This is a genomic window from Bradyrhizobium sp. Ken51 (assembly GCF_055807435.1).
Genome location: NZ_JBVVPB010000066.1, coordinates 1 through 12,297, shown reverse-complemented (window position 1 = coordinate 12,297; position 12,297 = coordinate 1). Strand labels below are relative to the sequence as shown.

The 12,297-nt window shown below is 57.1% G+C and carries 14 protein-coding genes; 6 read left to right on the top strand and 8 right to left on the bottom strand.

The genetic code is table 11. The features are described from left to right. Both AC0L27_RS40010 and AC0L27_RS40005 read left to right on the top strand, forming a co-directional pair. Nucleotides 1–322: hypothetical protein (locus AC0L27_RS40010; protein ID WP_473323513.1), on the top strand; the 322-nt coding region annotated here is incomplete at its 5' end. A 402-nt stretch (nt 323–724) separates the two neighbouring features. Next, nucleotides 725–928, top strand: a complete 204-nt coding sequence (locus tag AC0L27_RS40005) for a cold-shock protein (RefSeq protein ID WP_247395343.1) — start codon at nt 725–727, stop codon at nt 926–928. A 1,873-nt stretch (nt 929–2,801) separates the two neighbouring features. Here AC0L27_RS40005 and AC0L27_RS40000 read toward each other — a convergent pair. Continuing rightward, nucleotides 2,802–3,116 (bottom strand): helix-turn-helix domain-containing protein, encoded by a 315-nt coding sequence (locus AC0L27_RS40000; protein WP_473323508.1) that lies wholly within the window; start codon nt 3,114–3,116, stop codon nt 2,802–2,804. Nucleotides 3,117–3,502: 386 nt separating this feature from the next. Here AC0L27_RS40000 and AC0L27_RS39995 point away from each other — a divergent pair, with 386 nt between their 5' ends. The 3 genes from AC0L27_RS39995 (at nt 3,503) to AC0L27_RS39985 (ending at nt 4,646) form a co-directional block, all read left to right on the top strand. Further along, the gene (locus tag AC0L27_RS39995; protein WP_473323506.1) at nt 3,503–3,748 is read left to right on the top strand and encodes a PilZ domain-containing protein; all 246 of its coding nucleotides are present in this window, start codon (nt 3,503–3,505) and stop codon (nt 3,746–3,748) included. A gap of 240 nt (nt 3,749–3,988) precedes the next feature. After that, a complete protein-coding gene (locus AC0L27_RS39990; RefSeq protein WP_473323504.1) occupies nt 3,989–4,222 on the top strand; it encodes a DUF6894 family protein in 234 nt (77 codons plus the stop codon). Nucleotides 4,223–4,259: 37 nt separating this feature from the next. Further along, nucleotides 4,260–4,646 (top strand): hypothetical protein, encoded by a 387-nt coding sequence (locus tag AC0L27_RS39985; protein ID WP_473323502.1) that lies wholly within the window; start codon nt 4,260–4,262, stop codon nt 4,644–4,646. 195 nt (nt 4,647–4,841) lie between these two features. Here the strand turns inward: AC0L27_RS39985 and AC0L27_RS39980 are convergent, their stop codons facing one another. The 6 genes from AC0L27_RS39980 to AC0L27_RS39955 all read right to left on the bottom strand — a co-directional run bounded on the left by AC0L27_RS39980 (nt 4,842) and on the right by AC0L27_RS39955 (nt 8,651). Next, nucleotides 4,842–5,411, bottom strand: a complete 570-nt coding sequence (locus AC0L27_RS39980) for an AbiU2 domain-containing protein (RefSeq protein ID WP_473323499.1) — start codon at nt 5,409–5,411, stop codon at nt 4,842–4,844. A 1-nt stretch (nt 5,412) separates the two neighbouring features. Then, complete coding sequence (locus AC0L27_RS39975) at nt 5,413–6,333, bottom strand: hypothetical protein (protein WP_473323497.1); 921 nt, start codon at nt 6,331–6,333, stop codon at nt 5,413–5,415. Between the two features lie 13 nt (nt 6,334–6,346). Beyond that, nucleotides 6,347–6,760: a P-loop NTPase fold protein gene (locus tag AC0L27_RS39970; protein ID WP_473323495.1), complete on the bottom strand. Its 414-nt coding sequence runs from the start codon at nt 6,758–6,760 to the stop codon at nt 6,347–6,349. A gap of 354 nt (nt 6,761–7,114) precedes the next feature. Beyond that, the gene (locus tag AC0L27_RS39965) at nt 7,115–7,318 is read right to left on the bottom strand and encodes a hypothetical protein (protein ID WP_354170720.1); all 204 of its coding nucleotides are present in this window, start codon (nt 7,316–7,318) and stop codon (nt 7,115–7,117) included. Nucleotides 7,319–7,603: 285 nt separating this feature from the next. Further along, nucleotides 7,604–7,870, bottom strand: a complete 267-nt coding sequence (locus tag AC0L27_RS39960; RefSeq protein ID WP_275171375.1) for a DUF3892 domain-containing protein — start codon at nt 7,868–7,870, stop codon at nt 7,604–7,606. Nucleotides 7,871–7,913: 43 nt separating this feature from the next. After that, the gene (locus AC0L27_RS39955; protein WP_473323489.1) at nt 7,914–8,651 is read right to left on the bottom strand and encodes a hypothetical protein; all 738 of its coding nucleotides are present in this window, start codon (nt 8,649–8,651) and stop codon (nt 7,914–7,916) included. 1,062 nt (nt 8,652–9,713) lie between these two features. On the opposite strand from AC0L27_RS39955, the gene AC0L27_RS39950 reads away from it, so the two are divergent. Continuing rightward, nucleotides 9,714–9,983, top strand: coding sequence for a hypothetical protein (locus tag AC0L27_RS39950; RefSeq protein ID WP_473323487.1), 270 nt, complete (start codon nt 9,714–9,716; stop codon nt 9,981–9,983). A 1,226-nt stretch (nt 9,984–11,209) separates the two neighbouring features. Here the strand turns inward: AC0L27_RS39950 and AC0L27_RS39945 are convergent. After that, nucleotides 11,210–11,464, bottom strand: a complete 255-nt coding sequence (locus tag AC0L27_RS39945) for a hypothetical protein (RefSeq protein WP_473323485.1) — start codon at nt 11,462–11,464, stop codon at nt 11,210–11,212. Nucleotides 11,465–12,297: the final 833 nt, after the last annotated feature.

The following is a 12,297-nucleotide window of genomic DNA, read 5'->3' as shown; positions in this document are numbered from 1 at the left end:
CTACTTGCTCCGGCTGGCGAGCGTATTAGAGGATGTCGAGGCGGACCAGCAGGTGATAATTCGCGACCGGTACATCGGGTACGCCTTCTGGGGAAATGACGCGCTCGCGCTCTTGCAGAGGCCGAAGTCTTCGCCCGCGCTGGCTGCACGTTTCGTTACAACCGCATTGATTGACAAGGCGTGTTCACCAGATCGTATCCCGCCGGAGGCAGTGCTTAAGGTTTTAGGAACGACCGCGCAGATTCAGTCTGCTTCTTTAAGCTGGAAGAGCGAGATTCGACTGATGCCTGGCTACGGCCGAGTTTTGCTGCAATGTCTGTGAATGACGCTCCGCTCGCCCGCATCCGTAAAAGCATTTCGTCGTCCTCTGCGGACCAAATCGTCGAACTTTTTGGAGCCCCGGTTCGGACCATTTCCACCCCGCTGCCGATTTTTTTCGCGATCAAAAGCAAGATCGCGATCAGGCAAATTATGGCGGCTGGCATCCCGAAAACAACCGCTTACAGGTTGGGCAGTCGTAGAGGCGCACGCCGCATCGGCAGTGTTACCACTGTGTCCCCAGCAGGGGGGCCTCACCGCGCGTTTGGCTGCGGTCAAGGACGCCAAGATGGAGGATCCCGGGGGAGGACCCCAGCCCATTCTTTGCACAAATGCGTCTCCGCACCAGCCTTGCTTTTGTCTGAGTTCCAGTACTAGTTTTCGATTTGCAAAATGGAGAAGTTAAGTGGCTATGGGGACTGTGAAGTGGTTCAACCCGACGAAGGGTTACGGGTTTATTCAACCTGACAACGGTGGCAAGGACGTCTTCGTCCATATCTCGGCGGTCGAGAAGGCTGGCTTGAGCAGCCTCAACGAGGGAGCCAAGGTCAGCTTTGACGTCGTGAACAATCGCGGAAAGGACTCGGCGGAAAATCTGCGCGTCGGGTGAGCTTTTCGAAGTGCGCCAACCTGGACGCGCGTCCGCTACTTACCGCTCTGTCCGCATGAAGGGGCTGCGCTCCGATACCAAACGAAGGTCGGGGGCGGCGGACACCGTCAGGGAAGCCTCGATCCGCAGGGGGGTCTCTGGGGGACGCTCAGATACCATTGCCCAGGTGATGACGCCGACTGCAAGAAGGGGCGCCAGTGTCCAAATATACCGCATCGCGTGCCTGCTAGTCCGGTATCAAAGTTCCGATCAGGTTTAGCAGCGCTTGCTGCTGGGACCGTTAGCGCTGTCCCGTAGAACTTGCCAACTTCAATGTACGAGGTCCGTCCTCCTGAGCTGGCATTCGGACGATGCCTCACGACAGGCGTGCTAGAAGGTAATGGCCGCGACAAATACCACACGTCGCCGTTGCCGCTTTCATACAGAACCCGATCGCTCATAGCGACGCAATAGCGTCCGCGTGGTTCGGTTCCTATGGGGATCGTGCCGAGGGCGGACGGACTGCTAGAGTACCGCCCCGCTAGAGGCGTCCGCCGCCCCAACGAAAAGGCCGCAGCGGCGACCCACTGCGGCCTGCCGGGTAAAATGAAAATGTGAAATATGGAGTCCAGCCCCGGCAAGATAAGCCTACCGCGACGGGTCCAGTCCGCAATGTCGTCGATGTCACACTTGGGGAAAACTTAAACGTCAGGGTTGCTGACTGAGGGAGGGCCCGCCGGGGGCTGGAATGGCGAGCCCTCAACCCAAAAGCCGCGAAACTCTCCGCCGGCCTTAACGGATGCAGCGGTCTGCACGTGATCGGCGCAGATGCGAGCGTTAAACGATATCGGTTTTTGGCGGCTCGCTCAACGGACCAGTATGACTGAGGCCAGCGTCAATTTACCGCTGATGCCCGAGGCCTATTCCGAGATTGAGCGCCTTCTGACGGAGCGCACCAACGGTGCGCTTGGTTGCCTTGGATATTTTGGCGACAGGCGTTCGCGCCTTTGAGTGCGCTTTAAGTTCCTTGATGTCGTCCTTCGTCCACTCGCGGCGAACTACTTGTTTCTTTTTAGGCAAAGCGACGCTCCTTCGATGTTGAAGGCGCGCTCTAACAACATAGCGCGCAGTTCGCAAGCCGCGCACTCACCTACTACACGTGACGAAACTTAAACGCGCCTTCACCGACAGGAGTGACGGGTATGATCAGGCTGTTCGCTGCGGCTTGCCGGACTCCAACTCATCGCGAAGTTGGAGTGGCAATCCATCCGCTTTTCCCGAGGCCAGGAATCTTTTGCACTAGCAGAATGCCGATGCTTTTTGGCAACGGAAAGCCACGTTCGAAATAGTTCCAACGGGGGATTTCAATCTCAATCTGCTTACAAAACGTCGTTTGCGTCCCGGCAACGGCTTTGCGCACTAGCTTGAGCCTTTCGGCTACGTTTTCATTACTCAATGGATTACCGGACGTTGATTCCTAACCTTGGACGCTGCGTCGAGGGGAGTTCGAAAGTGTCAGGGTGGGTGCCGACTTGGTTCAAGAGAGGAGCCACTGCAGCGCCAGTCTCAGGTACGAGAAAAAGTAGCGATCAACGAATAGGCCGAGGGGCGGCCATGCGATGATGCCGATGCCGAGTAGGATTATGATGCCTGAACCGATCAGCATCTCTTTGATTTCGCGGTGCATCGCGTCAGTTTACGCAATTCTCCGCTATCCCGTCCATTCCCTCAGGGTCGGCGCAAGTCAACACCCTTCAAGGGTACGTCGCCTCGACGGTTGCGATCGTCCAGCTGGCGCGCGCGCAACCCGACGCCGCACTGCCGAGGAAGGTTGTTGCCGCGGTTAATGATGCAAAGCCGCGGCGGCTGTTGTGTCGGGGAGGGACACCGCCGGCTAACCGATCCATTGCGCGAAGGCGCGTCCGCTGGTGCGGCTTACTCGGCCTCGCTGCTTGCGGAAACGTTGTAACCGACCGTAGACGGCCTGGCGACTGCGACCCAACCGCTCGCCCAGCTCGGTTGCAGTCATGCCCTCGTCGAGTAGCGCAAGTAGTTGCGCTTCTTCGTCGGGCGACCACGGGCGGATCTCTTGTCGATTGTTGGACATCGATTTCATGCCAGCAGAAGCGCTGCGGACCATGCGTATAGCAAGGTGGTAAATGATGAGTTCGAGGTTTGGAGCGTGAACGTCGCGACCTTGCGCTTGCACGCAGCTTGCTCGGCCATGGCCGAATTGGCCACGCGCCTATAGGGCGGTCCCAGGGTGGCCGCGTAACGATCTGTAAGTATTGGGCATGCAAAATAGCGCCTTTCTGCGCGTGATCAGTCCGAACAGGAGATCGCCGTGACATCCGATAATGATGACGAGCTGGCTGTTTTGACGCGAGAGATCGCTGACAAGGTGACCTATGTTCAGAGCCAAACAATCCTGATCGAGGTCCTTAAGCGAGACGGACACGATGTATCCGACCATGAGAGAGAGCTAGGCAAAGAGCGGTCGCGCTTGGCAACGCGGATCGCGAGGCAGTTTAGATTGCTTGAAATAGTTTCGACCAATGAAGGACCCGGGACAGCCGCGTCAACTCAAGGATAATCATGTCGGATCGCCGGAAGATCGATCGTTCGGAGGTCGACTTGGTCGCCTACATTTTTGGGGATGGCGGCAGTCAACGCTGCCGCGTGTTCAACATCTCGGAGGACGGGGCTGGGATCGAGTTACCGACAAAGATGCACATGCGCGCCACATTCAAGATAATGTTGGAAAGAGACCGCATCATCAGAGATTGTCGTCTCGTTTGGTCTAGTGATACTCGCATCGGGGTCGTGTTCAAAGCCGATTGAGTCGGCTCTGGTAGGTTGTCGGTGCCAGCCAAGTGCAACGCGGGACAAGGTCGGGGAGTGTTACCACGCTGTCTAGCGGGACGCGTCGAGCGTTGTTGCTGCGGGTCAACGACGACACACGCTGCGCGGTCTGTGAGGAGGGCGCCCGGTGATCCGCTCCGCGAACCCTGTCGTTCTTGACAGGTGCGGGCCGTCCGGACGTGTGGGCATGATCGCGGCTAAAAGGACGAGGGCCGCGGTATGCGTTACTACTTTCCGATTTTCCATAAAGGCGAGACACAGGCGGACGATGTGGGAGAGCTATTTCACTCTGCTGAGCTGGCTATCCAGTACGGCGCCCGTGTCGCTCGGGATATTGCCAGCGATCCTGACCACGATCGCGCTAGCGGCACCGTCGTAATCGTGGTCGACGCCTCCGGTGCCGAGATCGCGCGGCATAGGGTTGGCGAGGGCGGGCGGAAGCGGTGGAGGTGAGCGGGACCAACTGCCGATCCATTCAGGAGAATGAACGATGCGCGGGTTATGGGCGTCGGTTTTAGGCGTAATGCTAATTTGCCTGAGCGCCGCGCCTTGTGCCGCGGAAGACGGCAAAGTTGCCGGTAGCATTCATCATCTTTATCTCCTTGTTGGGTGTGGTGGTTCGGGTGAAGAGCGCGAACTCGGTTTCATATTCGTTTCCGAACACATCGCCATAAGGGATGCGACCCAAAAGGAAGAAGTTCTTTTCTCCCTTAGCATCGAGGACCTCTCTCGCGTCAACCGCGAAAGGCTCCACGATATCGCCAGTCTCAATTCCCGGCACAATTCCGCGAACACCTATGGTGGTCGATTTGCCTCCGCCAAGGGCTACCCATCTTCGGATATCAACTCGTTGGGGATAGCTACAGGGTCGGCATGACCGCGCCTGATAGTGCGGCTGACAGCGCCTATCTCAAAGAAGGTCGCGGGCGTCTCTCCGCTATTAGAGATTTCGAGGGCTACTCGGACGCCGTCTTGGTCCCAAATGAAGTGAGCCGAGCTAGCGTGAACGTAGGGTCGCAATTGTCTTTCTGCGTTGATATCCGCGCCCTTAACCAGCCTATATCCTCCAATGCTACTCCATTGAGGCCAGTGTCGCCATCATGCTCTTCGCGTCTCTGGTAGGTAACTCGGTGAATTGCTGTTTGGTGACTCCTCGGATCGCGGCCATTGTATTGAACAGTTTTAGGGCGACATCCGTCAGCTCGCGCAACTCGGCGGGAGACACCTTTGCTAGATCGAAAACATCATTGTAAGAAACAGCGCTGGTTCGATGGGCGAACGCGTTGTTGCGTAGAATGGCCACTTTCCGGGCCGCCGTTTTGGCCGTCAGCATGAGCACCGCGACCTCTGCTTGTTGCGAGCCCTGCAGATGACCCGCTGCCGTCATGTCTCGGATCAAAGCTCCAAAATTTATCGTGTCGCGCCTCTTTTCGAAGGCTCCTGCGATGTAGATGCAGTAGGTGAGAAGATAAGCGTGCGGAGTGAACCGGAAAAATTCATTATAGTCGCGCATGGTCTCGATGATGTGCTTTCTGGTGTCATCCAGTTCGAAGTAGGACCATAGATCTAGAAAGAGTCGCGCCCTCACGACATGCTGGCCAAGGCGATCCAAGCGTTCATCGATCGATAACTGCTTCTGCACGTCATTTTCCCGAAACGACGGCGACGTCGGGAATAGCCTTCATGTAATGAGCTACACGCATCTTGATCCGCCTACCGTTGACAGGGCCGCATGTTTCGCAGACGTCTAGGAGCTTTCTCTTCACAGCTTCGGCCCACGCCCGCTCACCGGACAAATCACGATCTAATTCGCTGTGATCATAGCGAGATTTGAACATCATAAAGACAGCATGTTCGTCCGCGATGGCCAGATGTAGCATCGCATCGACGAACTCATCTGGATCAAGGGACGCAAGCAGAGGAGTGTTATAGTAGATGTTGTCGTCGCTGTTGGTTAAGCAGAGTCGACGATAGAAAAGTTGGACGTCTGTTTGCATGATCTGAAGGAGTTCAGACGCCTTTTCTGGATATGTGCCGCGCAAGGACTTTTCGCTGGTTTCCCGCAAATAGTCGAAAAGCTCTCGATATTCCGCTGTGTCGCTACTTTGCATGCCCAATCCGCCGTACCCATCGAAGCGGAGCGAGTAATTGTCACGCGGGGTGGCATGGAGCTTCTTTGTTTCATATAGATCGTCAATGTATTTCTTTCCGTCGTCGACGACCTGCCGCTTCGATGACTTGATCACACCCATGTCGGAAAGAAACAATTGAAGGCCTAAGACGTGAAGTACCTCGCCTTCGATTACAAATGCCCGTTGCTCGAACTGCTCGCTCATCTTGCCTACGGCAGTCAGTACCTCGCTCTCGGTGCGCTCTGTCCAGTGCCAGACTGTGCGCCAGGGAACTTCGTCGGCTACATTTACAAAAAAGCTGCTCGCATCAAGGGACGCTTGGATTTCAGTGGCGTTGACAATGCCACGGGCTAAACAGTTCACCAGAACAGAACTAGAGAGGATTGAGTCATCGACGTCGACATTCGGATATCGGCTGGCAACTCGCCTCATAGGGGAAGGTTCTTTAACCTAGTGCGGTGCTTTTATTGCCTTCGTATCGTTCAAGATCATCGAAAACGTAAACGTCGGCGCTGAAACCGATGACGTCGCCCACGCTAATGCTGCCGGTATCCACCTTTACGTACTTGAGGCCCGCAGTAAGCAGGCTTCCAAATAGCTTCGCTGGTTTTCCTGTGAGTAGAGGATAGGCGGCTTGAAATAGCGCGTCCCTAATTTCATCGAGAGTCGACAGACCATAAAGACTTACGTAGAGGAGTTTTTTAGGTTCGGGCCGATGGTGTTCGAGAAACCGTTTTACCTGATAAGTTTTTCCAACGCCCCACGGCCCCGAAATCAAGACCGCATAGCGGGGCGAGTGCGTGAGCGAGAGATAATAGTCAAGATAGTCCAATAAGTGCTCATTTTTAGGGTCGGCCATTGCGTGCTCGATGAGTTCGGATTGCCATGATTTATCTAGTAACGCGAACGTCGCCGTAATCTTCTTTGATCGGCCGCTCACCGTCGAAGTCTGTGTGAACGAGTAGGGCACCGATCCCGAAAAGCACCATCCCGCCAATCCAGATCAGGCTAGAGGCCGCCAACAAAGCAGACGTTCCCACGCCGGTTGATCCAGTTAGGCCCAAGAGCGTCCCAGTGTTGAACAACAACCCGACAATGCCCCACAGCCAGAAGAGCAGTGTCAGAAGCCCGCGGCCGATGCGCTGATGACTTCTCAGCCGAAACGTTCGCTCCCATTGCTCCTTGCGCTAAAATAGTCCCTAGCGCTTAGATCCTACTTCTTTGTGCCGTAGGGACTCTGGTTGGTTGGCGCTAACGAAATCTCTTCTTCGGAAGCTTTGTTGTAGATCGCGTTTTCGGTCCGCCCTAACTTCAGGCCGATCACTCGCGTCGGCGTGTTGCCTTTCACGAGCTGTCTGAGTTGGCTCACTTCGCCTGGGGTCCATGGTTTGCCGCTGTTACGGGTCGACTTCGCCATATTGCATTGCTCCTATTGATGGGTGCCGTAGCGATTGCCGGTTTTGGAGTTCACGTAAGTGCCGCCGCGATGAGATGAGCCAGAGCCGCTCCCAACGAAGCTGCCCCCGTGGCTGCTTGTATGATGTCCGCCGCCGTAGCTAACGCGACCTCCGTGTGACCCGCCGCGTGCACTCGCATCTTGGGTCAGAGCTAAAACCACCAGTAATCCCATAGTGGCTATGATCGCGTTCTTCATTGTCGCCCCGCAAATTTCTGAGATTCTAGTTCCGGGAAATCCTGAGTGCTACGGGCACTCGCGGAGCGCCAGCAGGTTGTCGTTATAATCGCCGTCGGCGTGCGTTCGAACGTATTTGCCGTTGGGGCCATCGACTACGCCGATGTCAGCCCGCCTGCCATCAACCATCGCGAAAAAAGTGTTTGATCCCGACTCGATGGATCGAATGACCTCCGATCTAGGCCATTTCCAGTTAGACCCGCCAAGGTGAGTGATGCCCTCATGGGGATTATCTCTAGGCTGCTTGTTGATACACGTGACCTGAGCATCGGCCATGTTAGTTGATCCTCCGTTCTAAACGATGTTTCCAGCGATGCGGTCAAACCCCTGGCGGCGCTTGCGCTACGTCGATGACATGTCGTTCCGTACCTACTGTGATGACGATGGTGTAGCTCTTCTGTGCGCCGGCCTGATCGGTTGGCGGCGCCACATGAAGTTGACCTCCGTACCATTCACCTGGCATTAGCGTGTTGTCTTTGATGACCGACTGCTCGAGCACGGCCATGTTGCGCTGCCCAGTTTCCACCGTTGCAGCAATCATGGTCTCGTTCTGCACTGCTGCGTTGTTTTGCGCGATTGCTGCAGCGGTCGGGCTGTAGAAGGTGCCAGTGCGCCCGCTCGGAGTGGTGTAGCTCCCATGTCCCGCGTGCGATGCGCTGTAGGCATTGGCGCCTGCTGCCAAGCCTGTGAGGAGGGCGGCTGCGACCTGCCGATTTCGCTCCTCTTGCACCAACATCTCGTAGGTCACGACTTTCATTTCGAAGTCAGAGCCCGCGGCGTGCTGGACAGCCTCTACTTGCGCGACGCGGAAGTCGACCGGCTGCTTGCTTAGATTGTTGATGCCGACGATGAACACAGGTCTCCCGTTCGCCTGGAGCTGGCGCGAAGCTGGTTTAACGAGAACGAGTGAGTTCTTTTGTCGAGACACCAGGGCTGGCTGCCCATCTCGCATAAGCGCCTGCTGCTGCGGATTTGACGCTCGAAAAGAAACGGTCTCGCCAGTAGATACGCAGCCGCCCAGCGCGACGCAAAGCGCCACGACTCCTAAATTACGCATGTGAAAAGCCCCCGGCCAAAACAACAGGGGCGCACTGAACCTCAACCAGTGCGCGAGATCAATAGGTTGCGCGCGTAAAATGCAGCAACTTGGGAAAAATATGCAAGGGCTTGTGAACGAAGGCGGAAGCGCCCCGAGGCGGGTTTGTTTGTTCTGCGCATGCGGAGGAGCTATGTGATGACCAGCGTGCCGAGGTAAGCCGCCGGACGGTCGGCGGCGGTGCTGCAGGCGGCAGAGTAACGGTTAATCGGCGGCCAGTCATGGCCTGACCAAATGCGCCGCCGGGCAAACAATACCTTGTCCCGGCGGCGATGGGTTTAGTCCAGCCCCGAGAGGGATCAACAAAATCCCGGATACTAATACTACGGACAGAAGCGCGCGAAGTTTCAGTGCACCTCTCCGTTCTTTGCAATTCGAGGGCCGGCCGGTTCATGCTGGCTGGCATCGTGCAGCAGAATGCCAAGTCCCAAGGCCCTAGTGGAATTCAATATCTATTCTCGTGGAAACAAGCGCCTAGTGGATCCATCACCGGCCCATCACGGCCTCTATCGGTGACTGAGAGCCCCGTGCTCCCGCCAAGATATGCGGAGCCATTTATGCCCATGCTCACCACATCCCTGACAGAACGCCTCACCCAAATGGCGAGCGCCGCTCGCAGCCGGGCAGAGGCAACACCTCCGGGGCCCAAGCGGGAAGCTTTGCTAAAAGCCGCGCGCATGAGTGAGAACGCCTTGCACATTCAGCAATGGCTAAGCTCCCCCGGCCTCCGCCCCCCAACGTAAGCCCGCACTCGATGAGCATGCCGTCTCATGTGGCGGTGTGCCTGCGGAATCGCGGCGTCGATCGCAGGAGCAGCCGTTTAGCCGTTCCTGCGACCTTCGACCGGGTAAATTAGCGAGCCGCCGTATCAATTGATACTGCTAGGGAGCCGCCGATCTGTACACTATCTTTGTCGGATGATCGGGCTAAGCGGATCGCTCAAGCGTCTTGAGCCGCCACGCTGCGGAGGTCGTCTTAGCGTCCATTAACTGCGCCAACGGCGCAAATTTCAGGGGATTGGCCATGGCCATCGAGCGAATGCACTCCCCAAAGTACTGGCTCATGCGTGCGGAGGAATTTCGCACCAAAGCCGATAATTGCCAGCTTCCGGAGACCAAAGCCGCGCTCCGGCAGGTTGCGAAGAACTATGAGGATCTGGCGCGCCAAGCAAAGCAGATCCTCGATGCTGAACAACCGAGCAAGCGCCGTCGCTTAGAAGCTCGGGACGTGGCGCAAGAATACGTGGGCGATCAGCGCGCTATCATGCGCCAGCTGCCTCACCGGATGAACTAAGGCCGCCTCGGTGGAGCGGCTGGCCTAGCTAGAGGTGGAGCCTGCGAAAGAAGCTGTCGGCTCGTGTCGAGCTGTCGCCGCGTGCCGGCAACCACGGACCTAAGCAGTTCCGCTTCTCTCCGTATCTTCCGGATGACTTCTTTCGCCTCTTGGCGGGCACTGCGGTCATTCTCGTCCATGATGGACTCCTGACTCCCGCCGGGATCATTGCTCGCATCTAAAAGCAGCGCCATAACGCAAGATAAAACGCGGTCAGAATTTACGAGGAGACTAAAAATTGAGGCGGCTTGCCGCTGCTGAAATCCGGACTGACCTGAGCCCCTCGATTGCCGCATCCGGCGCACACAAAACGCGGCTCGATATTAGACAAGCGGACATCGTCCGGCCAGCGATCGGCGCTTAGAGCAACGTGATGGCCGCAGTGGCAATAGACCAGACGCCGCGTAGGCCCATCTCGCGCATCTCGCCGAAGGTAATCTTCATTTGCCGGCCGTCGGCGTGCGTAGGTGTGTGGCGTCGGGTAGGCATGTTGCTATCAAAGCCGGATCGCCAGAGGCGCGCAAATCGTCGATTCCTAGTGGCTCCAGGCTTCCGATCGCTACTGCTTATTGTCGGTGAGGAGTTGAAGCCTGCCGGTTCCATGCTGTCGAGGTGATCTGCAAGGCCGCCACGGACGTATGCAGGGCATGGATCTCGAACGCGACAAAGAAGCGCTCAGGGGTAAATTGTCATATTGGGAATGGGCGAAGCTAGTTGCGGCGTCCATCCTTATCGCGCTTGCCATTGATGCTTTCGGGCTCGCGATCTGGTGGTACTTGATACGGTGAGGCCGCCTCACTGGGCGGCTTAGAGACGGCCCCGCCTTGTTTAAGGCGCTGTCTCCACGTCCTCGTGTGGCTGTTCTTCCCAGACCAACTCGCCGCATTCGCATTCGAAGATCCGGAGGAAGCCGGGTGGCTTTGAGTTCCAAATGCTCTCTATGACCCGTGTCGGTCGGTCGCACTTGGGATATCGGACGGGATCTTGTCTTGATGTCATAGGCACATCACTGCCCGGCTTGCTGTCTTGCTAGCTCCCTCCTTCGAGCTGGCGGAGCGGCCCCGGCATTAATCCCCCTGTCCAGAGCCGGGGTCGTCTCTAAGCCGCGGGGCCTTGCCTTACTCGGCGGGTCTTCGTTGGGAACATAAAGCTGCGTCCAGAGTCTGCCCACGTAGTGGCGAGACGTGCTAGGTTCCTACGGCTGTCAGCAGCCGCACGTACGTACCGCTCTCGTGCATCTCCAGCCAGCCCTTCTCGACAGCGCACTTGATGCCGGCGCCGAACTCTGCGCCGCTTGCCTTGAGCGTATAGAGGAAGGGGTAGTTGATCTTCTCGATATGGATTCTGCCGTCCTGTACCGCCTCGATTCCCGAAGCTAGCTGAACGAGCTGGCGGGCGGCGGCTTCCGGATTGGCAAAAGGGCGTTCGGTGACGTGCTTCATCGCTGGAATCAAAACCTCAAGTCCATGCTTGGCCTGACTTGCCCACGACTGTCATGCCAGTTGGGCACGATATGCACAGATCCTGCGGCGCCGCATGATGAGCAGACCAGGCGCAAGCCGACCTGCGACCACGGCTGATCCTGCGGGAGTGCGTCGAGCCGCACGTCGACCCTACGATGGCAGCGGCCGTTCAGGCATTGGATGTTGCAGGTCACGTGGCCCTCAGCCAGCCATTCAGCGGGGCTGCGGGGCGGATAAGGGCCGGCCCATTTCGTGTATCGGCGAGTGCGCATGCCGCCATCAAAGCGGCATCGTAAGCACATCGCAAATTATCGATAACTGGTAGGCCCAAACACGCCCGAACTACTGCGCCTCGTGGGGATCTCCAGGGAGGTTGTCGCTCAGCAGCGCTGGCAGATATTCATTTTCCGTTTTAGCTGGTCCTCATCCGCTTGCTGTCGAGCGTTTTCTTCTTCCCAAGTCATCGGCTTCAATACCGACGAAGGTTTTGGCCCCATCGCGTTGGTGGGCCTGCGGGTCCGTGGGTTTTTGCGGGGAAGTCTCGGGTGGTGGTGGATATAGCCCGTCTGGTCCCACCGATCCCTCTTGAGCAATGCAAGCATTTCCGGATGCGCAGCAAATCACGGCCAGCAATAGACCAGAACGGATGTTCATGGGTACTCCAAGCGCCAACTCGCGCGCCGCAAATTACGCCGCCGGGCACGCAATACCTTGTCCCGGCGGCTTGATATCCGCCCAGCCCCGGGACGGGATCAGCAAAAATCCCGGATGCTCATGAGTATGGGCGTGGAGTGTGAAGGTTCAGTTCGCTT